Here is a 23,995-nt window from a genome sequence, read left to right on the forward strand (position 1 = left end):
ACCCCCAACCTCAGTAGCAAGGTCACCACCGTATTCGAAAAGTCCGCCTGTCATGGTTGGCTGGCGGCGCCCGAAGTCACGCCAGGATCGGGGGCGCTCCCCCGGGCCTCCATCACCGCGCTGCTCGTCGACGCCGAACCCCATCCGCTCATCCTTGACCAAGACGTCCGGCCCACGGGTGCGTGCGACAACCCTGTACTCACGGCAGGACTCAAGTTCGGCTGATGCGGGCAGAGAGGCACCTCGACACACAGGCTCCTGACGGCTCTTCCTCCAACGGGCACCCGGTGGCTTCGATCAGGGATCATGGATTTCAGGCGCGGGGCTCAGGGAGACGTTCATGGGCCGCCCCAATCGCGCGACAAGGGCTGCCATCACGCAGCGCCGCGCCGACGCCATCGACTTGAAGCTCGCCGGCGTGGACTGGCTGACCATCGGTCGAAAACTCGCCGCTGACCCCGCGATCAACTCGGACGGTATCGCTTACCCGCAGGGGTATGGCATCGACAAGTGCCGGCGCGGTCTTGAGCCCCCGAGTAACAAGCGGCTGATCGAACTAGCCTGCAAGGACGTCTCCAAGGCCCTCATCGAGCGCGCCACCGCCCTGGACGCCAACACCGACGAACTCCGCCAACTGATGGTGGAGCGCCTGGAGCGGCTCTTCTTCACCGTCTACCGTGCTGCAATCCGCAACGGCGACTACCACGCCGTGGACCGTGCGGTACGGATCATCGAACGCAGCAGTCGCCTCCTGGGGCTGGACCGGCCCGTACGCACCGAGTTGTCCGGCCCGGATGGCGCGGCCGTCCAGGTAGAGACGGCGGGCCTTGAAGAGCTGGAGCGGCTGATCAACCTCGCCGGGGGCGGCGCAGGCGAGGGTGACGAGGGCTGACGAGGCAGCGGTCCTCCAGCTCTACCGGACGCTTCCCGCGCAGCGCCGTCGTGAGATCGCCGCAGCCTCCACCCCTGAGCTCCGCGCGCAACTCGCCCGTGTCGAGCGCGGGCTGGCGATGGACCGCTCCCCCGGTGCGATGGCGGCGGTCCTCACCGGCGGGCGGGAGATGCAGGCCCCGCACCTGGGCCTGATCGACACCGCGTTTGAGCAGGTCGCCGCCGGCAAGCCGACCAGGCTGCTGCTCACGATGCCGCCCCGCCACGGCAAGAGCCGCCGCGCCGCCCGGTGGGCGCCGCTCTGGTACCTGCGTCGCCGCCCGGAGCACCGGGTGATGATCGCCTCCTACTCCTCCGATCTCGCCGACGATCACGGCCGGTGGATCAGGGACGCGATCCTCACCTACGGCCCGCAACTCGACATCAGCCTGCGGCCCGGCTCCTCCGCCGCGAACAGGTTCGACCTCGCCGGCACGGAGGGCGGCGCGGTCATGGCCGGCGTCGGCGGCGGCCTCACCGGCAAGGGCGCCCACCTGGCCGTCGTCGACGACCCGATCAAGGACGCGGCGGAAGCCGCCTCGCCCACGATGCGGAAGCGACTGTGGGAGTGGTGGCAGGCCGTCCTGCTGACCCGTATCGAGCCTGGCGGCTCGGTGATCCTCATCCAGACCCGCTGGGACGAGGACGACCTCGCCGGACGTGTCCTCGCCGAGGAAGGCGACCGGTGGACGGTCATCGACCTGCCCGCCCTCGCGCTCTCCGAGGACGACGCCCTCGACCGGCCCATAGGTGCCCCGCTGTGGCCCGAGCGGTACGACGCCCACGCGCTCGCCGAGATCCGCCGCTCGGTCGGCGAACGTGTCTGGTGGAGCCTGTACATGCAGCAGCCGCGCCCGCAGGACGGCGGCGTGTGGCAGTGGCCGTGGATCACAAACAACCGCATCAGCGCCGCCCAGTTCCGGGGCATCGATCTGGCGCGCGTCGTGGTGGCGGTCGACCCGGCCGGCGGCGAGTCTGCGGTCGGCGACGAGACCGGCATCGTGGCCGCGGCCTCTGATCGTGACGGGCACCTGTATGTCCTCGACGACCGCTCGGGCAATCGCGGCGCCGGTGACTGGGGGCGGGAGACTTGCCTGCTGGCGATCGAACTGCGCGCGGACGCGATCGTGGTGGAGAGCAACTACGGCGGCGACATGTCCCGCCAGATCCTCCATCAGGCCTGGCAGGAACTCCAGGCCGAGAAGCGAACCGAGAACATGCTGATGCCCGCCGTCCTACCGGTCACAGCCAAGCACGGCAAGAGGTTGAGGGCGGAGCCGATCGCGCAGCTCTACGAGCAGGGCCGTGTTCACCATGTCGGTGAATGGCCGGTGCTGGAGCAGCAGATGGTCACGTGGGTCGCCGGCATGGACAGCCCGGACCGTATGGACGCCGCAGTGCACGCATTGACGCAGCTGGCGGACCCGCAGCAAACGGGTGGCGTGTCCTCTTCCTACCGGGACGACCGGCTGGTACGCCGTCGCTGATCACTGCGATGGCTTGTATGTGTCGGCGATCCTCTGGGCGTACTTGGCGAGCGGTTCCAGCCCGATCACGGCCCGGCGCTCGTCGACACCATCAGGGTCTTGCAGCGGAAACGGCTCCCAGCCCCCGTCCCCGCCGGCTCGGAATTGAGTTCCGAACCACTGCGGTTGCTGTCGGGCGACCGCCAGGCGGTCTTCCAGGTAGGCGAGGTGACTCGGCTCGGCATCGCCGTGCAGCACCGCAGCAGCAAGAAGGTCGGCGCAACGCGCCTGCACTTGCGGATGCCGATCGGCATGCTGTGCAAGGAGCCATGCCGCGGCGGCTCCGTCCCTGCCGACCGTGGACCATCCCGGCCAGCCGCGCTCGCGGAGGACACCATGGAGCCAGGCGGTGTTGTCGTCTTCCACTGACAACAGCTTGGCTCTGTCCGCCTCGTTCATGTGGGTCACTGGTATCGCCCGGGCCTCCTGATCAGCTTTCTGGCGGCGCAGTAGTTCCTGGCGCAGCGCCTCATCCCGGCGCAGTCCGCGGGTGCCTTCGAGGAGTGTCGGAAGCTCCTGGAATAGGTGGGTGGCCAGGATGCGCATGTCGTCCGGGGTTTGCAGGGTCGAGAGCTCCTCGGGAGTGATCCAGCGAAAGGGGTGCTCGCCCTCGGCTGCCGGGCCGAAGGGGCGCTCGACGACGGCGACGAAGATGTGCTCGACGTGGGTGTGCCGCTCGGGATGCTGGGTGTCTGCTGAAGCAGGGATGCGTACGGTCCACCAGGGTTCCAGCTCGGCCTGCGGGTGCTGTGCAGCGAGGGGGTGAGGGTAGCTCTCGGGGAGTGTCCGGCGGGAGGGCGCGGAGAGCAGCCGACCCTGATGGCCTGTTTCGTCGCGTAGTCCTCGTAGCGCGGCGTCGGCCGGGTGTTCGTCCGTGTAGCAGTGCCCGCCCGGGGCCATCCCGTCACCCAGCCGGGGATGCGTGATTACCCCCAAGCGCAGATCGTTGCCGATGCGGGCGAAGACGAACGTGCTGGCGGTGGGGTGCGCGACAGGCATCCTCGCCTCTCCTCGTACGTCCGGCGGACCCGCTCATTGTCGAGCCCGGAGAGCGCAACTGCGGGGAGAACAGGCGAATCGTCCGCTCGCCTACGCTGAGGAGGGGAGCGGGATGGACGTTACGGACCTGTCTCTGTGGGCCTGCGCACCTTCATCACCGACGCGTGGTCGTGGCTGAACTACAAGCCGATCATGGCCGGCACGAACGGCAGTCGACCCCATCGCGTACTCGCACCCGAACTGCAGGCAACATGGCTCCCGGATGATGCAGTGCGGCGTCTGGCTGCCTACAAGATGCTGGCGGCGTACGACTCCAATCAGGCGGGCGAACTCGCCGCGCTGGCAGGCAATGAGCAGGCAGCCGAGCGCCGGGAGTTCGGCGATCCGTCCACGTTCGTGGACACGACGCTCGCGCATCTGCTGGGGACATCGCAGCAGATCATCGTGCCAGGGGCCGAGCACGCGCGCGACGACGATGCAACTCCGGAAGCCGTAGCAGCAGCGAAGGCGCAGCAGCGGCTGCGGGACTGGGCGGAAGCAGAGTTGCTGCCGCTGCGCATACAGGCCACGGAACGCAAGGCCATCCTGCTCGGGGATGGGCTGTACCTCCTCGCCTGGGACCCCGCCATGGGCCGAGTACGTCTCAAGAGCCACGACCCCGGGTTCTACTTCCCGATCTTCGAAGATGACGCCGACCCGGGTGACTTCCCAAACCGTGTCCACCTGGCCTGGGAGATTCCCGAGGACCCCAACCGCAACGTGAGGGCAAGGGTCCGCCGCATCACGTACGAACTCGGCCCGATCTCCCCTATCACTCGGAGCCACACCGACCACGACGGTCGTGGCACCCGACAGCTCGTCCTCGACGACGCCGGAAACCAGGTGCTTGCGATCGGTGATCGATTCATCCCCGAGACCGGGCAGGTAGAACGCGTCTACCCGTGGGCCCCGGATACGCCGTCCCGCATCACCTGCTACCTCACCGATGCCGAATGGTTCCTCGATGATCTGCGGCATGGTCAGAGCCTCGACGACCTACCCCTCGACAAAGCCCACTTCCGTACCCGCTCCGACGGGGAGGTGCTGCACCGCCTGGATCTCCGGATCGACTTCCTCCCTCTGATCCATATTGGGAACACGGTGTCCGACGGTGAGCACTTCGGCCAGTCCAGTCTCGCGAAGGTAATGCAGGCCCTGGACGAGTTGGCAGAGACGGACACTGACTCCGCTCGCGCATCCGCGACCACGGGCGCCCCGATCATCGGTCTCGCCGGGGCTCGCGCGGAGGTCGACCGCGTCACCGGCCGGCCGCGACCGCTCGCCGTCGAGCCGGGAACGGTCTTCCAGCTCGCCGACGGCGGCCGCATGGACGTACTCGACACCTCAAGGCAGCTCGCTGAACTCCGGGCTCGAGTGGAGGAGATCCGCGACCGGGCCGCGGTCAACGCTCGGCTCCCCGCCGTGAGTCTTGGCACGGTCGACCCGTCCGACGTGCCCAGCGGCTACGCACTTCAGCTTTCCCTCGGACCGCTGGACTCCCTCGTGGGTTCCATGCGGCTCGCCCGCGCTCACAAGTACGCGCTGCTGTTCAAGATGGTGCAGCGCATGCACCAGGCCGGCCACGCGCCCGGATGGCCGACCGGTCCTCACTTCCCAGCACGACTAGTCTTCGGCCCCCACACTCCTGCTGACCGCACCGGAGTCCTCGATGACGTCGTCCGGGGCGTCTCGGCGGGCGTGCTGTCGCTGGAGACCGGGATCCGGATGCTTCAGGAAGCCGGGTATCCCATTCCCGAGGTGAAGGAAGAGGTGCACCGCATCCTGGCTCGCGTGAGCGATGGAAGGACGGGCGACTCAGGCCGTCGCGTGCTTACGACGTCGGAGTAGCGCCAGGACAGCGATAGCGGCGAGGGTCATCCACGCCTTGCCGAGGATCTGGCCAGGAAGGTACTGGAAGGATCCGAAGGCCATCTTGAGGAAGAGGAGGCTGTCCGCGAGTAGACCAACCGCGTTCGAGACGAGCATCGCAACGAGCAGGCCGCGCTTACGGAGAGGCTCATAGACGACGAAGTCCATGGTCTCGGCGACCGCGAAGGCAGCAGCCGAAGCGACAGCGAGCGCGGGGGTGGAAAGGAAGTACGACACCAGGGTTCCGACGGCTATGGCCGCGAGGACAGCTCCTCGGCCGGCGGATTCACGAGCGAGGTCTCGAAGGACCAGGGCGAGGCCGACCATGTAGACGCCTGCGGGGGCGGCGTAGCCGAAGCCGACGGGGACTGCTCCGAAGTGGGTGACGGCGAGGTTGGCCGCCGGGATGGTAGCGATGTAGGCGACGAGGGTCGCGATACCGGCAGGGGCAGGGACGTTCACGGTGTTCTTTCTGTCTCGGTGATGAGGTTGTTGCGCCGATACCACGCCGTGGACGGACAGCGAGGCGAACGCCCAGACAGTACAGCCCAAGCCACTGACATCGGCACCGCCCCCTGATCTTGGAGAGTCTGTCTGGGATTGAGTGCACTGCCGGAGGCATATGCCCATCCGGTCGGCACGAGTCGGCTGCGTACGGGCACGCCTGGCACCGCGCCTCGAGCATGCACTCGCAGGTCAGGCGGAGGTCGTTCCCCAGCGGCCGCGCGAGCATCGTTGCTGTGCCCGGCTCGCTGCGACTGCGGTGTCACCTCTGAGCAAGACGTAGTTTCAGCCGTATTTTGTGGCGCGACGTATTTAGCGAGCCAACCCGATAGGTCCTTTTAGTCCCGAATAGGTCGGTGTGCGGCGACCACGGAGGGATGCCGAAGGGCACCTACTATCCAGTATCGAAAATACATACGGATTCGCGATCTACTCCGTCGACTGCGTTGTCAGTGGATGCGTTTAAGCTCGTGCCAGTTGTTAAATCAGCAGGTGGGGGGCGAGCAGAAGGATGTCTTCGGGCTTCGCGGTTGGACAACTCGTCGAGTTCACGGGGGCCCCGGGCATCGGCCGGGTTGGCGCCATGGACGGCGAGATGCTGCGCGTCGACTTCTTCGAGTCAGTCGCCGAGGAGGTCGTCCACTCTGAGCGTGTGCCGGCGAGGAGTTGCTGGCGTGCCAAACTCGAAGCTGAAACGCGGGTCTACTGGCGCGAACCGAGCACCGGAGATTGGCTCGCTGGCCGGGTCACGGGGGAGCACCTCCCGGAATACTTCATCCAGGTCCCAAACAAGAAGTGGAACGAGCGCGCGAACGAGTGCGATCTCCGAGTGCGCTGGGACCGCCCCGTTCACGATCCCCTCCAAGTCCTCACGAGTGGTGGTGGCGAGTCGGGGTTCTTCCGCGACGCTCGGCTTCCCTTCCTGCGTGACCTCGTTGCCCAACGGGCTGCTTGCGCGAACATGGCTGCGCTGCTGTCCTCGGCTGCCGAGGTCTTCCCACACCAGATCCGCGCGGCCATGACGGTGCTCACTGACCCAGTGCAGCGATACCTCATCGCAGACGAAGTAGGCCTCGGGAAGACCATCGAGGCTGGGTTCGTCATCCGGCAGACACTCCTGGACGATCCGCAGGCACGAATAGCGGTCGTTGCCCCCGAGTCACTGCGGCGCCAGTGGGACAAGGAGCTCCGCAACAAGTTCTTCGTCGACGACTTTCCGGCAGCCCAGATTGTGATCACGTCCCACGAGACGCCGGAGAAGTGGTCCGCGTACCACAACAGTGCACTTGTCGTCGTGGACGAAGCCCATGCCCTGGTGCACAACGCCGACGAGGGCCTCTCGCCCTACCGGGAACTAGCCGCCCTGGCTCACTCCGCACCGAAGCTCCTGCTCCTGTCCGCGACCCCCGTGACTTCGCACTACACTACTCACCTCGGCCTGCTGCACCTGCTCGACCGCGACCTCTACAGCTGGGACGACCGCGAAGCTTTCGAGCACCGCTATGCCCTACGAGCCGAGTTGGCCGACAGCGTCTACGCCCTGGACGCCACCTTCACCTTCCTGCTGAGGTCCACGCTCGACGACATCCGGCGGATCCTCCCCAGTGACCCTCGATTTGAGCACCTTGCAGATCGGATCGTCGAATGCCTCACCGAGGACGATGACCTCCGCGATGAAGTAGAACCCGATGAACTCTCCCTGCGCGTAGAGGAGCTGCGGGGGCACATCAGTGAGACGTACCGCCTCCACCGCCGGGTGATCCGACACCGGCGCGACCAGGTGGAGAGGCCAGAAGACGATTCCGAGGAAGGCGAACCCTACGCTGTCCGCGGGCGGAAACTCTCGGACGTCATCACTCTGCCATCCACCTTCGACGCGGTCGAAACCGCCCTTACGGAGTGGCGCATTGGCGTCTCGAGTTCCTTGCTCGATGCCGGGCTTGAAGATCAGACCACCGCGTACGCCCGCATCCTCGGCGTCCTCATGTCCAGGACGGGCGGGCCCTTCGACGACTTCGTCGACGCCCTGCGCTGGCGAGTCCGCGGCGATGGCGAGGCGGCGCAACGAGCCGGTCTCAGTGCCCAGGAGCAGGCCATGCTCGCCGCGCCCCCTCTCATCCCTGCAGAGGTGGAAGCACTCGACGAGCTAGAGAGGCACCTCGACGAAGCAGAGGGCAACCAGCCGCTCAAGGCGACGGTCAACGCCCTCGTCCCCACTCTGAATCGCGGTGGACGCATCGTTGTCTTCTGCGGTGCGGGCGTGCTGGCACACCAACTCGCGGCGAACCTACGACGGTTGTCTCGTACAGCCTGTGTTGTGGATCACACCGCACAAGCCGGAGCGGCAGCTTCCGAGGATGCGGTCACGAAGTGGCGTACGGCGCCGGGGACGTCCGTCCTTGTCGCCGACCACACCGCCGAGGACGGGCTGAACCTTCAGGCCGCGAGTGCCGTCGTTCATATGCGCCTGCCGTGGAATCCCAACCAGCTCGAACAACGGATCGGACGGGTTGACCGTTATCCCAGCGGCGAGTCCGTCAGCCAACTCGATAAAGCCAGCCAGTACGTGCTCAGCGCAAGCGCCGAGGATGAAGCCCTTGGCACGGCATGGCTGAACCTGTTGCGTGACGGCTACGAGGTCTTCTCGAGGTCAGTGTCGACACTGCAGGACGCCATCGCAGAAGGCCGCGACGCTGTCTGGAGCGACGCCCTACGAGATGGCCCGTCCGGGCTCGCGTCCGCCCAGCAACGAGTTCAAGATCAGCTCCGCGAAGCGCGCCAACAAATCGAGAAGATGGACATGCTCGAAGCCATCTACCTCGATGTCGATGGCCGGGACAGCATGGTCAAGAACCTCAGGGGGCTAGAACTGGAGTGGAAGGAGATTCAGCGCGGTGTCTTCCGGTACACGAGCGCAGGATCTGGTGGTATCAACATCCGCCACTACGAGCGCACAGCCGGCAAGACCGTCTTCGACCTCGTAGGGTCACGGCCGCAGGTGCCGCCGCGGCTCTACGTGGCGCAGACCGCGGCGCTGGATCCTGCCATGGCTCAGGGCACGTTCAACCGGTCCAGGGCTCTGCGTGATCCTGGCACAAGGTTGTTCCGCCTAGGCAACCCCTTCATCGACGCGCTCGCCGCGTTGAGCGACATCGACGAACGTGGCCAGGCCACTGCCTACCAGCGCGTGGACCCCAGCCACATGGGTGACCCGGAGCCCTACTTCGGCTTCGACTTCCTGGTTGAGGCCGACGCCTCCGTGGCGGCAGAGGCGATGGCCAACCGGAAAGAGGTGAAAAGGGCGTTGCAGCGCCAGGCCGATCTCCTCCTTCCGCCGTTCACGCGCAGAGTGTGGGTGCGGGCTGGAAGCACCGAGGCGCTGACATTGGCCTCGGCGCTCGAATGGCTGAACGAGTCCTACGACAACCGAGGATGCCAAAACCTGAGTGGCCAGCGGATTCGTGTTCTCATCGACGTCTTCGGTGGCTGGTCGGAGTTCCGTCATGCTGCTGAGACCGCCGAGAAGGTCGCACGCGACGAACTCTTCCGCATCACTGACCTGAAGGCACTCTGCGCCGAGGCCCAGGAACGCGGTCGCCGGCGACTCGCCGTGACTCGGGCGCAGGCAGAGGCCCGCAGGGCTGCCGGTCGCCTCCTGCGTGAGGACGAAAGCCAACTGGCAGACGTGAAAACCGCCGGCCTGCTCATCGACGGCCTCATGCAGCCCAGCGTACGGCTCATGGCTGCAACCTGCGTTCTCCGCGCTGGGCGAAAGGGGGCCCAGGCAAGTGCGTGACAGTTGGATTGGGGCACAGCAACTCTTTGACGCCTGGCCGTTCGTTGTCCCGACGCCGTCGGAGTCGGAATACGGCGGCACATTGCGACGGCTCAAGGATGCCCTCGACGGCCTGACTGAACAGAGGGCCTCGTGGCGTGACGTGGCAGCACTGACACGGCAGATCCTTCTCGAAGCTCAGGCCAGCGGAAACACCTTTGGCCTTTCAGTTCCAACTGGAGCACCGCTGCCCACGCGACAACAGTGGGAACAGGTGCACTGCCATGCGCTCCCGGACGGCCGTCGTGTCTTGGTCACAGCCCGACTGTGGCACCCTGGCGGGGAAGATCAGAAAGCTGACGAAGCAGCCACGTACGACTTGGAGAAGGTCCACCTCGGGGAGAGCCTCCAAACACACCTTGAGTTGGAGCCGTGTCCGGCTGACCCTTTTTGGATCCGCGCTCTCGGCAGCGATTACGCCCAGTACAAGTCAATCGGGCAGCGGCAAGCTGCGCGCGCTGTGGCACTCGCAGAGCCTGGCAGCACTGTCATCGCTTGTTTGCCGACCGGCCACGGCAAGACCGCCCTCGTACAGGCTCCGGCTCTACTCGCAAGTAACCGTACCGGTGTCACGTTGGTCGTGGTGCCGACTGTCGTGCTCGCGTTGGACATGGAACGTCGCGCCCAGGAGTTGCTGACCAGCCGCGGACGACGAAGTCCCTCCGGTCGCTACGCTTACATCGGCGGCCTTGACGAGAACCTCAAGCAACAAATACGAGAAGATATCCGGGCAGGTAAACAGCGGATAGTCTTTACAAACCCTGAATCTCTCGTTTCCGGACTTAAATCTGCACTGGAAGATGCTGCCGAGGCAGGTCACCTTCATTACTTCGTCATTGACGAGGCCCACCTCGTCGAGCAATGGGGCGAAGGGTTCCGACCTGAGTTCCAAACCATGTCTGTCCACCGTCGAACCTGGCTGAGCGCAGCACCACCCGGACGTGCACCCGTGACGGTCTGCATGAGCGCCACACTCACCGAGCAGCAAGTAGCCACGCTCGAGAAACTCTTCGCAGACCCCGAGCCGGCCGAGATCGTTTGGGGCGCCCAGGTGCGCCATGAACCGAGCTACTACATTGATGCCTTCACCGACGAGGAGCAGCGCACCGAGGCAATCCTTCGTGCCATCGACCGTCTACCGAAACCACTAGCTCTGTACGTGACAGAGCGGAAAGACGCCAAGGCGTGGCTCGACCGCCTGCGCACAGCCGGCTTCGCACGAGTAGCTGATGTCGCTGGCTATTCCAGCCCCGACGAACGCCGAAGCGCAGTGGAAGGCTGGAGCGGCCGGTCCGCTTCGGGCCCTATGCCTACCCGATACGACATCGTCGTAGGAACTTCAGCCTTCGGCCTGGGCGTAGACCTACCCGACGTCCGCAGTGTGGTGCACGCCTGCCTGCCCGAAACCGTCGACCGCTACTACCAGGAGGTAGGGCGCACAGGCCGGGACGGACGTCCGTCGGTGGCCTACCTGGCCTCCGCCCCCAGGGACGAGCCCGTCGCCGAGGGCATCAATCGGCAAGCAATCATCGGTGCAGACAAAGCGTGGTCGAGGTGGCGGTGGATGTGGACGCTCAGGGACAAGACATACCCACGTCAGCGTCACTACCTCGTCAACCTCGACTCCATCCCGGACAACGTCCACGACACCTCGGAGGCAAACCGCGACTGGAACATCCGCACCTTGAACCTCATGTTGCGCGCCGGGCTCATCGGTCTCCACGTTCCTGAGCCGCCCCAGCGATACGACGACGAACCACGCGCAGCCTTCCAGGAACGCCTCGACCGGTTCTACGAGGTGGCATCCACGCATGTGGACGTAACACTCGAAGACGCTCAGACCAACGACGAGGAGCACTTCCGGAGTCGGTTCGAAGCGGAGCGCCGGCGCTCAATCACCGCGCAGCGACAGGCCCTAGCCGATCTCCGCACCCTGCTACGCGGCGATCGATGCACGGGCGAGGTTCTCAGCACCTACTACCGGGTCCAGCAAGGCGGTGCCCCGCTGCTGACGGGGGTGAATTGCCGAGGCTGCCCCAGTTGCAGAACGACAGGCCTTCCGCAGGAGAACGGCTTCTACAAGCTGGCCGGAGACCCTCATCCACTGGTTCCAGCTCCTAGTCGGACCAGCCACGATCCACTCCGAAGCATGCGTGGCACCGCGTCCTGCCTCAGTTTGTGGTGGGGGACCGAGACGGACCGCCAGGTCAAGGTGCCTCGGCTGCTGGAGATGCTGGCCCTTCGTGGCATGAATGTGATTGGTGGGCCAGGGATCACCCCATCTCTAGCCGAAGCTCTTCAGGAGGATGTGGCACCGCGGCCGATCATCTGCGACACCGACGCGGATCTGCTCCGCTTCTACGAAGGCCCCATTGTGTGGGTTCTGGACGATGATCCGTCACCGATGGACCGGGTGCTCAGGTCGCGGCTTGACTCACCAGATGTGACCTACTTGATCCACCCGCGAAGTACGCCGGATCCAAGTCGCCCAGGCCTGGCCTTCGGTGCTCTTCATGCTCAAAGTTACTCCGTTCAGACCGCGTTGGAGTCGTTCTGATGGCCCTGATCAACGTGGACGCCTCGCGCCCCGACCCCATGTGGGCAGTCGTCCGTCTACTGGCCCATTCGAAGAAGCCGGTACCACTCAACGGCGCCCGCGCTCTGCTGAGCCCACCGACCCTCTCATCCGGTGACAAAGACGCGTCGGAGATGTTCAACAAGGCCGTCAAGACGCTGCGGGAGCTCGGGCTGCTCCACGTCGCCGAATCCACCGGTGAGCTGACGCTCATGGGACCCGCTGAACATCTCGACGGCCAAGACTGGGACGCATTCGCGGCTGCGCTGCGCAGCGCCGTCTTCGCACCTGAGCGCAACAGTGGTCTGGGGGACAACGATGAACAGAGGGAATCCCGAGACCTCACGCGTGCCCTGGCATGGTTCCTCACGCTAGATCCCATGGGCCCTGCTGTGGACTGGGACCAGGCGCAGGACCTTATGAAGGAAACCCCGCTCAAGTCCGAGGCGGGACCGGCTGTCGTAAACGCCGAACGATGGCGACCGTTCTGCGACTGGGCCTCGGCGCTGGGGCTTGCAGCACGGCCACTCCTTTCCGGCGGACCCGGAACTCGATTGGTACCCGACTGCACCGCCGCAGTCAGATACGTCATGCAGTCCCTGTGGGAGCCGGGCCGACAGGTGAATGCGGTGACAGCCGTCCGAAGCGTCCGCGAGCACTTGCCGGTGCTTGCTGGCGGCCAATACTCCCTGACGCTCCACCTGCCCAACCCTGGTGACCGCGTGGCGGGCTCTGCTCTCTCCTTTGCACTGCTCCGCGGCAACGACGAGGGCTGGCTGCGCATGGAACTCGATTCCGATGCCGCATTGGTGTTGCAGGTGACCGATCCAGAGCAGCCTTCGAGTCCGCGCTACGTAAGCGACATCACGATCCAGGAGGCCCCGAATGCCTGACTTTCGCGGAAAGGTCTGCTGGGATCCCGCAACAGCCGCCAACACCATCAGCGTGGAGGCGATCTCCCCTTCTCCTGCCGTTTTTCGGGCCACTCATGCACCGTTGCGCATCCAACGTGCACGGCTCGACGGCCGGCAACTGGTGCTTGAGGGACAGCCGGTCGACGAGCGGACGGTTCTTCATGACTTCCTGAATCATGAGTCCAACAGCGGCGCACTCCTTATGCCTATCGTGGGCGAGTCCGGGTCGGGAAAGTCTCACCTCGTCCGATGGGTCCGCGAGCACCTTGAACTGGTCGACGACGGGCGCCGTGATCGCGAGATCATCTACCTTGAGAAGCACAGAACAAGTCTCAAGGCAGTGGTGCAAAGCCTGATCGCCAAGGCAGACAGTGACGAACTGAAGCAACTCAAAGCGGAGATCGACAAATTTACCGCTGACATCGACGCATCAGTGCTGGCTCGGCGGCTGATCCACTCCCTCAACGAGACTCTCGTAGCCGAGACCGGCCGCGGTGTCTCGGGGCCGGCGCGGCAACTCTTCGGCCCTCATGGTCTCGGAGCACTCCTTGACGATCCGCACGTCAGCGAATTCATGCTCCAGCCCGCGAAGTTTGTTCCACAACTGGCCACGTACCTCCTACGAGACCGCACCAAGGGTGACAAAGATCGCCCGCCGAAGTTCACAGTTGATGATCTGCCGCTAGACATCACAGATGTCAGTAAGGCTTCCGCACTGGCCAAGAAGTGGGTACAGGTTCTCAGCGCCAAGGCCGAACTCCAGGAGATCGCGATTGACCTCCTGAACGAGCACTTGGAGACTGCGATCAATCGCAGCTTCAACCTCGGCATGGGCCGCTTGCTGGAAGCGATGACCCTTGTCCGCGAGGAGTACCACCGACAGGGCAAAGAGATCATTCTCCTCATCGAAGACTTTGCTCTCATTCAGGGCGTACAGAAAGACCTGCTGGATGCTCTTGTCGAAGCCGCTCACCGTGAGGGGGCGACACGGCTAGCCCCCATCCGCACCCTTATGGCGGTAACGACTGGCTACTTCCGTGACCTGCCAGAGACCGCCCTCACCCGTGTACAAGCAAACCTGGGCTACGCGTATGACCTCGATGTGCCCTTCAGCGAAGAAGACACCGGCGAAGAAGCCATCGCTTCATTCGTTGGCCGCTACCTCAACGCCGCGCGCATCGGCAAGGATCGATTGGAGCAGGTAGGCGGTGCCGAGCCGCCGAACGCGTGTGATGCCTGCCCCCTGCAGCCGCGTTGCCACGACGCGTTTGGAGCATCAGCGGATGGATTCGGGCTCTACCCCTTCAACCGCTCAGCCCTGACTCGCATGGTCCACTCCACCGCTTCGAAGGATGAACCGTGGGGGTTCGTCCCCCGAACGGTGCTCGGAAGTGTGGTGCGACCCATTCTCATTGAGCACGCTGGATCGCTGCGGCGTGGGGAGTTTCCCGATGAGGCCTTCTCCGAAAGCTTCCCTACCGCTGACATTGACACGACGCTTGACACAACCGTGCGATCGTTCATTGATACCAACGATCAGGTGGCCGGTACACGCCGGAAGCTGATCCTTGAGTTCTGGGGCGATGCGGCTGCTCAGGGCATCGAGATCGATCCCACGGTGATGGAGGCCTTTGCTCTCAGCCCGATGGCTGCCGGAGCCCAAACCCCTCTGAGGCAGCCACGGCGCGAAGCTGAGCCTTCCCCCCAACCCAGCGCCTCGCCGGGCACTGCCAAGACGGAAGAGAAGACTTATCCGCCGTCCGTTCAGCGGAGCCTTCAGAACATCGAGGAGTGGGTGACCCGCGGCGACGACCTTAAGCAGGATCACGCCCGAGCCATCCGCACTGTCATCGCCACGGCGGTAGCCGAGCGGTACCGCTGGAACGCGCCGCTCATGCAGGCGCAGAGCAACGTGAAGGAGAAGGGCTGGCCCAACAACGCCACCGTCGTCAGCATCGAAGGCTCTGCTGTCGCAGGCATTACAGGTGCCGATAGCGCGCCGATCCAGTTCAAGCGGAGTGCGACGAACAGCAGGTTCTTCCAGAGCTTGATCCGTGCGCAGTACGGGTTGGACCAAGTACGCGGTGAGGACATCCGCAGGCTCGCGACCCTGGCCGAGCGGCACGCGGGTTCGCTGGCGTCCCGAGTTCAACGCAACTTGGAGGTCACTGACGACGGCCTTGTCCTCGGCCTACGGGCATCCGTACTAGGAGCGGTTCTTGCTGGCCGGTGCTGGCCTGGCATGAGTATCGAAGAACTCCTCGCGGCAGCGGTGGACGACGGCGACGCTTGGGAAGGTACCGGCGTAATGTCGAGGCCGGACCGGTGGACCGCCGCCCTCAACCAGCACCTGGCGGCCCGAAGCGCCCTGGTGAAGCGTATCCGTGCTGGTATCGGCATCTCGCAGGGAAGCAGAGGAGCCGTGGGCATGATCGATGCAGCCCGGGCAGTCCCTCTGCTGGAAGAGGCAACAGCCACCTGGGCGTGGGAAACGCCGGCGGGCAGCATCCCCGAGTGGGTGAAGCCCGCAGTCAAACCATTCGCGTCATGGTCCGCGCTGATCGACGGGCAAGTCACGATGCTCAAGGGCTGGCTGAGCGACATCCGAATGCGGCAACCCCGCAGCACCCCGGGGAATCACACCCTGGCCAGCATCAGAACTGCCGTCGACAGGGCAAGAGAGGTCAGTCTGTCGCTGTCCGCCCAACGAGCAGGTGAACTCGATGCTCTCCTCGAGCAGGCAGGTGCTGTGGAGTGGACCACGATCTCCACTCTGGAGGATGACCTGAGTCGGTGCTTCGACGACGATCGCCCCGAGGCGGCGCGTCTGACTGCGCGCATCCGCACGGCCGCCCAGGACCGCGGAGCCTCCATCGAAGTTATCCGGAATCTGCTTTGTGTCGCTGACGAATGGCTTGATGAGGCGCTGAAGGGTGCCGAGCTGCGGGCGAGTTCGTCGGCTGCAAAGAGTGCAGCCGTGGGCGTGCAAGAACTCATTGCCGAATGGCGTTCCCTGGCAGTTGAAGGGGCTGATCAGTCGTGACTCAGATGTCTGTGTACGAGAAGGCAAAGCTGCTTGAGGATCACGCTTCCCGCATCGCAGATGGCGAGGACTCTCAGCGACAAGCCACTCGTGTATCAAGCCGGCTGCTGGAACTCCGTTCTCAGCTCAACCAGCTTCGCTCGCAGCTGGCCGTCACGCAGGCCCTACAGTCCCGTGGCGCGGGACTCGACATTGACTTGTCCGGCATCGATGACGGCAGAGCTGGATTCGAACGCAGTCTGGGGCCCAGCGGACTCCCTTCCAACCAGGTGTTCAACACGGCGAAGAAGAAGACACAGGCAGTAACCGATCGTCTCGCGGAAGAAAATCAAGCCGCTTGGTCAGCCTGGACTGAGCAACTTCTCGCGGAACTGCCCCTTGCGCGAATCTCGATGCTCGTCGAACTCGAAGCGGAGAAGCAGGCTTCCAAGCGACAACTCGAACTGGAGCGAATCGCCAGGGGTAAGGCTTCTAAAGAAGCCATCACCACATTCGCGACCACGTACGCCGGCCTAGCGGAACTCCTTCAAGACGCTCAAGATCCGCCGGAAGCACTCCTCGACCTGCTAAATCGGCTACGCGAGCAACCTGGCCTGACGCTAAGCGACGTCACAGACGAAGAGATAGCACTCCTTCGCGAATGCCGGATGGACGCCCACATCACCCTGAAGAGGAAGGGTTCGTGAACCAGAGCACAGTAGGCCGAAAGTTCGCCAACGAACTCCTGAACGAACTTGAAAACCTTGAGTTGCCCCTCCTCATGTGGGGCATGACGGAAGGCGCGCTCTCAGAGGATGACGTCCTCAACTGCATCGAGCAGTTCCTCGACGAATGCGACAATCCGCCAGCACTATCAGCCGTCGAGATCCTTCGCGAGATGCAGGGCCGCGCGCTGCTCTTCAAGGTGCCCTGGCCTAGCGACGGATCAATCCGCTACCGCACTCGTTTTGCCGAAGCTCTGCGCTTGACCGCCGGACTGCGCCAACTCTTCCGCCCTCGCGGAGACTGGGCAGACGACACCCCCAACGGATGGTGGCGGCAAGGGAAGCGACTCGTTGCTGACTACCGCCTCCACGTTCGCTATCGCCGTTACCCTGATCGAGATATTCCGGGCTCCCAAGCACTCAAGGAACTGCGCGCCCTTCCCGGTTGGGGCGATCTCCAAGACCGCGTCGCCCAGGACCAACTGGGCGGCAAGAACCTCGCCCGTTTTCAGTTGGAGGCAACGCAAGCTGTCTTCTCCTCACTCCAGGGCCAAAACCGTTCCAAGGGCATCATTGTCAGCGCCGGCACCGGTAGTGGAAAGACGTTGTCCTTCTACCTGCCCGCCTTCGCAGCCATAGCGGAGCACGCGACCAACAGGGTCCAGAACAGGATCCACACTCTGGCTCTGTATCCGCGAACTGAGTTGCTGCGGGATCAGTTGCGCGATGCGATCGTCAATGCTCGCAGCGTTCAGAGCGCGCTCGTCAGCCAGGGGAAGAGGCCTCTCCGTCTCGGCGCACTCTACGGAGGCACCCCGAATCACGCCGACGACTGGCGACTTCAGCCCGGACGAGGTTCCGGCCGTTGGGCACGTGTAGGGGACGGCGCCGTGTGTCCCTTCCTTCCCTGTCCCAGCCCTGAGTGTGAAGACGGCGAGTTGATTTGGTCCGACAGGGACCGCGCTGAACGCGTTGAACGCCTCATATGCCGACGCTGCGGGGACGAAATCCCGCACGGCCAACTCGCCCTGACTCGCGAGTCCCTGAAGAAGAACCCGCCGCACCTGTTGTTCACCACTACGGAGATGCTGAACAACTGCAGCGCCGACGGCTACCTCGATAGCCTCCTGGGCTGGCGCGGGGGAAGCGTGCCGTCCCTGATGCTCCTCGATGAGGTGCACACCTACTCGGGAGTGCACGGGGCGCAGGTCGCCTACCTCCTACGCAGATGGAGGGACGCAGTAGGTAAACCCGTAACTTTCGTGGGCCTCAGCGCCACACTGCGCGACGCGAACCAGTTCTTCGCACAGTTGGTCGGCCTGCGCGAGAGTGACGTGGACCCCATCGCACCCGACGATGCCACCATGGTGCGGGAAGGCCGCGAGTACGCGCTCGCGCTGCGAGGCGACCCAGTCTCGGGAGCCAGTCTCCTGTCCACGTCGATCCAGACTGCGATGCTCTGGGGCCGCGTACTCGACAACGGTGACGACGCCTTCCTCTACGGCTCGACCGGGTTCCTATTCACGGATGCCCTGGACGTCACCAACCGCTTCTACAAGTACCTCCGCGACGCCGAGGGCGACCAGAACCACCAGGGGCGCACGAATCGCCGGGGTGACGTGCTGGCCGGGTTGCGGTCACGTGCGCGCCCTGAGCCCGGGCCTCGCTACCTCGAGGGACAGAACTGGGAACTCGTCGAGCGGATCGGTCATGAACTCGACCCCGATCTCCGGATGCATCCCTTGATCATCGGGCGGACCTCATCCCAGGACGCGGGGGTGAACCGCAATGCGAACCTCACCATCGCTACGGCATCGTTGGAAGTGGGCTTCAACGATCCCCGCGTTGGTCTCGTCCTTCAGCACAAGGCACCGCGGAATGCTGCTTCGTTCATCCAGCGCCGCGGCCGCGCTGGCCGAGAGCGCGGGACTCGGCCACTGACCATCGTGACCTTGTCGGACTACGGCCGCGATCGCCTGGCCTACCAGGGCTACGAAACGCTCTTTGCTCCGGAGGTCGCTGCCACGACCTTGCCGCTCAAGAACCGGTACGTCCTCAAGATCCAGGGAGCCCAGGCTCTTCTTGACTGGGCCGGGCGCAGGATGCGTGCCCAGGTCGGGCGGGGCGACGTGCGGAAGCTCCTGACAACCCCTGATGACCCGCGGATCTTGTCCGAGTACGAGAACGAGCGCCTCGGACTGATCAAGATCTTGCATCAACTGCTGACCGAGGAGCGTGTCCAGGACGAGTTTGCACGACACCTCGTCAAGGCGTTGAAGATCAGCGTCGACGACGCACAGGCCGTGTTGTGGGAACAGCCTCGCTCCCTCCTCATGGCCGTCGTGCCCACGGCTCTTCGCCGGCTCCGCTCCCGTTGGGAACCTCTTGTAAACGACCCCGGCATGGGCAAGAAGGCCATGCTGCCCGAGTTCATCACCCGCACCCTGTTCGAGCCGCTGAACCTTCCTGAGGTCGATCTGGAGCTCCCCTTCGACAATGGGGATGGATCCATCGAGCACATGCCCATCGGTAAGGCGCTGACTGAAGCCGTGCCGGGACGGGTCAGCCGACGTTTCGGGTACCTGGACGACACTCACCGCACGTGGCTCCCCATCCCCGACGAGGACGGCCACGTGCTCAACCTGAGGGAAATCGTCACCGAGGGCAGGCTGGAGGGAACCTGGCAGCCTCATGGACACGATGGCGCCAACTTCGAAGTCGTCCGCCCCTTGAGTCTCGCGCTTTCCCAACCCGATCCCGACATCGTGGACCAGTCCCACGGACAGCCGCAGTGGGGCACCCAGATCGTAGTGGAGGACGACGCACCCCTCAGTGAGGGGATCGTGCCGAAGCCGTCCCCCTGGCAACGTCGCATTGACACGGTCAGCTTTGCGACTCACGCGGCCGGCAACCCTGTACAAGTGCGCCGCATGACGTTCGGCGCTGAGTGCAACGTCCGCCGGGAACGCCAGAACAGCCAAGCCCGCACTGTTCGGTACGAACTCCGGGGCCGACCTGCCGCTCTCGGATTCGCCTTGGGCGTCGATGCTATCCGCTTCGTGCTCAAGCCGCTCAACCTCGACGATCCGGCTGTCACGGAGTACCTCACTACGCCTCAGTGGCGCTCGCTGGCCTTCTTGCACACGGTTCAGGACGATCCGGCCTTGTCCGAGATCTCCGACAGCTTCCAGCGGGAGCGCCTGGCCCAGATCTATCTGACCGCGTTCACTCTGGCCGGACTCGACGGGAGCCGCACGAACGCTGAAGTCCGTGCGCTGCTGAAGAACGGTTCCTGGACTCACGATCTCTCCAAGATCTTCCAAGTGCTCTACCGTGACTCCGACGTGACGGAGCAGCAGGTCGACGGTGATCGACTCGTGTCAGAGTTGATCAAGCTCGTCGCCAACAGCACGGTCATCACAGCCCTGGACAGGGCAGCAGAGCTGCTGGTAGCAGAGGACATTTCAGCCGAGACCAGCCCGCTCGCCCGGCGCACATACCGCGACACGATGGCGGCTGCGATTCTCGCTGCTGCTCAACGCGCGTGCCCGAACGCACAGGACGGCGATCTCATCGTTGACACCCTTCCCGGGGAGGGAGAGGACTCGCTCACCGAGGTGTGGCTCAGCGAGACATCCGTGGGTGGGTTGGGGATCGTCGAGCAGTTGGTCGACTTTTACTCGAAGGATCCCCGGCAATTCTGGGGGCTTGTGACGAGTAGCCTCGCGCCAAGCGAATATGAGTACGTCGACGCCACGCTGACCCGGTTCCTCCGGCACGTCATCGACGAACCCAGCGGAACAGCTGCCCAGGCAATGGCGACACTCCGGGCCGGCAGTTCCGCCAAAGAAGCCGAGGACGCTCTGGGCGTCCTTCGCGAGGCCTGGGCACGGCTCGACGGCCCGCCTCGGCATGCAGCCGTTGCTGCCCTGTCCACGCGGCTTCTGCGCCCGGGGTCCGGGCCCGATACTGACGTCACCGCTCTCGTCCTTGTCGACGTATGGACGGAGTTGGAGCAACGTCTCCGGGTCGAGGTCGACGCTCGCGTGATCGCATACGCAGTGGGATCCGGCAAGCTCCAGTTGGAAGGGGCCCGGTCCCTGACCGCAGACCAGGTCTTCAGTCTTCTGTGGCCTCGTGGCCATCAGGCCCGCACTCAAGATTTGAAGCACTACCAGCCATACGCTGACGACCCCGTCCTCGAGCGTCTGCTGGTCCAAGCGGCACACGATGACCGTGTACCGGTGATCGACGTGACCAAGCCCACCTGGGATAACGCCTACCGGCAGCAATTGACCGCAACCTCGGCTGTCGAGCTGGTCTGTCCAGCGGGAGACGCCGCTCTGCTGGCCCAGGCCTTGAAGCAGGTTCCGGTCACGCCCATCGACCGGGATGTGCTGCGCGTCTACGGAGAAATCTGCGGCGTGGTCCGCCACCAGAACGAGATTCGAGTCAGGGTCGAATTGAGGGAGGCAGCCCAGTGAAGTCCCAGGAACGAACCCTCCGCACTGGGCAGCACACCGCGATTCGCGTTGACACCATGCTGTCCGCGGCGCTGATCGCGGAGTTCGTAGCACCCAGCGACCACCTGTGGTTGGTGTCCGCATGGATCACCGACGTCCAGGTCCTCGACAACAGCCACGGCGCCTACGACGCACTCTTTGGAGACACCCCTCCGGCGGGGTGCCGACTCTCGGACGCCGTGGCCCGCATCGCCCATGGTGGCGCACAGGTACACGTCGTGACCCGCGATGATCCCCACAACGAGGACTTCCTGCGCCGCCTGACGAAGGCGGCATCAGGAAGGAAGCTTCACATCGTCCGCGACCCGGATATCCATGAGAAGACGCTGTGCGGGAATGACTGGATGCTGAGCGGATCGATGAACTTCACGATCCGAGGCATGGCCCGAAACGACGAGAAGATCACTTACCGGGCAGGCAGCGACGCTGCCGCCCAAGCACGCATTGACCTGGCCGAGCGGTGGGGGAACGGAGAATGAACCAGACCACGTCCTGGACCACTGATCGTATCCAGGCGTTCCTGCACAGGTTCTTCGGCGAGGGTAACGACGCGTGGCCCAAGATGGACCCCAAGCACTCGTGGACGGCGCGCACCGAGCCCTTCGTCAAGATCGCGTTGGGCGATAACGACGCGCCCATCGTTCTCCCTCGTTGGGTCGCTGAAAACCAGTCGTACTCGATGTACGCCATCGTGCGTGACCCAGCAGATGTCGGCAAGACAGCTGAACTCATTGAGGCATTTGCCGGGCCTACGTACATTTACTGCAACATGGAGCGCGGTGGCCTTCGTCCTACTCTCCTCAACCGGGACGATCCCGTGGAACGCGCCGTCATCGACCTGGCCGGCGAACGTTCCACTTTCCGGCTGACAACCGGGGAGAGCGACAAGTACCGGCAGGGCCTGACTGATGCTCTGCTACTGATGCAGCAGACCTACGTGAGGCGTCCGCCAAGGCTATGGCGCGTAGTAAAGCCGGTCGGGCGTCTCATCGCCGAGTTCGACGCGGCTCTGGCGGCCGGCGGCGAAGCGGCGTCGCTTGACCTCCTTGAGCAACTCGCTGCCGCGGGCGGGCTTACTGCGACGAATCTCGCGCATCTCAAGCTCAAGAGGCTTGACCGTCTCGGAGCGAGTACCAAGGTGCTGGAGTTCCCGGCACTCCAGGACGTGGCTCGGCAAGATCCTCCTGCGCCGGTGAAGGCAGCAATCCTGAACGCCGTGTACACCGTTGCTCTGGAGGAGCCACTTGCGGCTCGGAATCTGGAGGCGGCCAAGTCCAACCTCATCACCCACGGCAGGGCCGTCCCCGAGCTGCTAGCAGGCGACCCGCGGTCGTATGGACCGCAGGCCATGACGGTGCTCCTCCTGGCTTGCGTGATCCTCAAGAACGCAGAGGCCGCGCGCCGGTTCGTGACGGCTGCTGAGGACCTTGACCAAACTCCCGAGATCCCCACGCTTGTGTTGAACGAGGGCAATGCGCTTATTGCGCAGGCTTCGGACGACCTCGATGCCTCCACAGTCGCGCAACCCGCGGAGTCGGCAGACACGGCCACTCCGATCAACGATTGGCCAGCCCTGTTTTTCGCGCTCGCCGAGGGCGACAGCGCGGCGAAGGACGCACTGGATGAGGAGCAGTGGGCCCTGTGGCCCACTCCTGCAGAGCACGATGGGAACCTCGCTGAGTTCCTGGACGGGTTGAGCGACGGTGCTGCGCGAGAACTATGGCGGGCAGTGGGCTCGTTCATCGATGCCGTGGGCTACGACGACCCCGCACCCGAATGCGCCCACGCATTCATCCGCAACGCAGTGCTATTCAGCCGCTACAGCCCTGGCGACTTGGCAGCCTTGCAGGCGCTGATGGAGATCGCCCTTCGTGCTGCTCCCTCTGCCGAGCGGTACAGGGAGATCCTCAAGGACATCGGTTCAGAAACGGAACGGTGGGTCGCCCCTGAACGGGCCTCGGTCGTCCTGGACTTCGTTGACCGCTTGTTCCTCGCAGCCTGTCCTGAGCCGGAGGCTCGTACAAGCCTGTGCTCCCAACTGCTCGGGCCCCTGTCAGCGCACAGTCGCCGTCTCAATGAGGCGGACCTGGCCTTCGCACGCCGGCTCTCCGACGACCTGGGCATCGACTTCTCTTGGGCTGCTGCTGACGAGGAAGGCGGAGCGGGCCAAGGAGTCGAATTCCCGTCGGCGACGCTGCTGCTCTACTCGCTAGATGAGGCAGTGCTCACTCGTTGCACGGAGGAACTGAAGCGTCTCGCTCCGGCCGTGAAGGTCTTGACTGCCTACGACCACGTGGGCACGCCGCAGCTGCGGCAGAAGACCCGCAGCGCGGATGTGATCGTTGTGGCAACGCGCTGCGCGAAGCACGCGGCCACAGGCTTCATTGACCAGAACAAGACCACCAAGCATGTTGGATACGCGAACGGAAGTGGCTCCGCATCGCTCCTGCGTGCCGCCATCGACACGCTCCGCCTCGCGACAGCAGAGGCATAGTAGAGCGGCGGCCGCCCCACAAAGGTGGGGCGGCCGCCAT

Annotated in this window: 13 protein-coding genes; 11 read left to right on the plus strand and 2 right to left on the minus strand. The window is 64.5% G+C overall.

Translation table 11 applies throughout. The features are described 5' to 3' along the window. Positions 1–340 precede the first annotated feature (340 nt). Complete coding sequence (locus AVL59_RS32125) at positions 341–892, plus strand: hypothetical protein (RefSeq protein WP_067311588.1); 552 nt, start codon at positions 341–343, stop codon at positions 890–892. Beyond that, positions 879–2,417: a terminase large subunit domain-containing protein gene (locus AVL59_RS32130; RefSeq protein WP_067311590.1), complete on the plus strand. Its 1,539-nt coding sequence runs from the start codon at positions 879–881 to the stop codon at positions 2,415–2,417. Before AVL59_RS32125 ends, AVL59_RS32130 begins: the two co-directional genes overlap by 14 nt. On the opposite strand, the gene AVL59_RS49675 is transcribed toward AVL59_RS32130, so the two are convergent. After that, complete coding sequence (locus AVL59_RS49675) at positions 2,418–3,455, minus strand: DUF6624 domain-containing protein (protein WP_079147117.1); 1,038 nt, start codon at positions 3,453–3,455, stop codon at positions 2,418–2,420. 135 nt (positions 3,456–3,590) lie between these two features. Between AVL59_RS49675 and AVL59_RS32140 the strand changes: the two genes are divergently transcribed. Beyond that, on the plus strand, positions 3,591–5,342 hold the full coding sequence (locus tag AVL59_RS32140) for a hypothetical protein (RefSeq protein WP_159400153.1): 1,752 nt from the start codon (positions 3,591–3,593) through the stop codon (positions 5,340–5,342). Here the strand turns inward: AVL59_RS32140 and AVL59_RS32145 are convergent. Next, complete coding sequence (locus tag AVL59_RS32145; protein ID WP_067311595.1) at positions 5,310–5,825, minus strand: VUT family protein; 516 nt, start codon at positions 5,823–5,825, stop codon at positions 5,310–5,312. The two genes, AVL59_RS32140 and AVL59_RS32145, sit on opposite strands and share 33 nt — an antisense overlap. 553 nt (positions 5,826–6,378) lie before the next feature. Between AVL59_RS32145 and dpdE the strand changes: the two genes are divergently transcribed. From dpdE to dpdD, 8 genes are read left to right on the plus strand one after another with little or no spacing between them, the layout of a single operon-like run. Continuing rightward, complete coding sequence (gene dpdE, locus AVL59_RS32150) at positions 6,379–9,663, plus strand: protein DpdE (RefSeq protein ID WP_208870477.1); 3,285 nt, start codon at positions 6,379–6,381, stop codon at positions 9,661–9,663. Next, the gene (gene dpdF, locus AVL59_RS32155) at positions 9,656–12,259 is read left to right on the plus strand and encodes a protein DpdF (RefSeq protein WP_067311596.1); all 2,604 of its coding nucleotides are present in this window, start codon (positions 9,656–9,658) and stop codon (positions 12,257–12,259) included. Before dpdE ends, dpdF begins: the two co-directional genes overlap by 8 nt. Continuing rightward, a complete protein-coding gene (dpdG, locus tag AVL59_RS32160) occupies positions 12,259–13,170 on the plus strand; it encodes a protein DpdG (RefSeq protein ID WP_067311599.1) in 912 nt (303 codons plus the stop codon). Before dpdF ends, dpdG begins: the two co-directional genes overlap by 1 nt. Continuing rightward, positions 13,163–16,234 carry a protein DpdH gene (gene dpdH, locus AVL59_RS32165; RefSeq protein WP_067311602.1) on the plus strand — a complete coding sequence of 1,024 codons (3,072 nt, stop codon included), beginning with the start codon at positions 13,163–13,165 and terminating at the stop codon, positions 16,232–16,234. Before dpdG ends, dpdH begins: the two co-directional genes overlap by 8 nt. After that, positions 16,231–16,920: a hypothetical protein gene (locus AVL59_RS52745; RefSeq protein ID WP_159400154.1), complete on the plus strand. Its 690-nt coding sequence runs from the start codon at positions 16,231–16,233 to the stop codon at positions 16,918–16,920. Before dpdH ends, AVL59_RS52745 begins: the two co-directional genes overlap by 4 nt. Beyond that, complete coding sequence (gene dpdJ / locus AVL59_RS32175; protein ID WP_067311611.1) at positions 16,917–21,422, plus strand: protein DpdJ; 4,506 nt, start codon at positions 16,917–16,919, stop codon at positions 21,420–21,422. Before AVL59_RS52745 ends, dpdJ begins: the two co-directional genes overlap by 4 nt. Further along, positions 21,419–21,940, plus strand: coding sequence for a phospholipase D-like domain-containing protein DpdK (dpdK, locus tag AVL59_RS32180; protein ID WP_237281748.1), 522 nt, complete (start codon positions 21,419–21,421; stop codon positions 21,938–21,940). The genes dpdJ and dpdK overlap by 4 nt, the downstream gene beginning before the upstream one ends. Then, positions 21,937–23,955 carry a protein DpdD gene (gene dpdD / locus AVL59_RS32185; RefSeq protein ID WP_067311613.1) on the plus strand — a complete coding sequence of 673 codons (2,019 nt, stop codon included), beginning with the start codon at positions 21,937–21,939 and terminating at the stop codon, positions 23,953–23,955. The genes dpdK and dpdD overlap by 4 nt, the downstream gene beginning before the upstream one ends. Positions 23,956–23,995 lie beyond the last annotated feature (40 nt).

Source organism: Streptomyces griseochromogenes, from assembly GCF_001542625.1.
Taxonomy (GTDB): domain Bacteria; phylum Actinomycetota; class Actinomycetes; order Streptomycetales; family Streptomycetaceae; genus Streptomyces; species Streptomyces griseochromogenes.

Coding starts and splice junctions, on each gene's coding strand:
- dpdE (WP_208870477.1), top strand. CDS start 6,379: ATGTCTTCGGGCTTCGCGGTTGGACAACTCGTCGAGTTCACGGGGGCC.
- dpdG (WP_067311599.1), top strand. CDS start 12,259: ATGGCCCTGATCAACGTGGACGCCTCGCGCCCCGACCCCATGTGGGCA.
- dpdD (WP_067311613.1), top strand. CDS start 21,937: ATGAACCAGACCACGTCCTGGACCACTGATCGTATCCAGGCGTTCCTG.
- AVL59_RS32125 (WP_067311588.1), top strand. CDS start 341: ATGGGCCGCCCCAATCGCGCGACAAGGGCTGCCATCACGCAGCGCCGC.
- dpdH (WP_067311602.1), top strand. CDS start 13,163: ATGCCTGACTTTCGCGGAAAGGTCTGCTGGGATCCCGCAACAGCCGCC.
- AVL59_RS49675 (WP_079147117.1), bottom strand. CDS start 3,455: ATGCCTGTCGCGCACCCCACCGCCAGCACGTTCGTCTTCGCCCGCATC.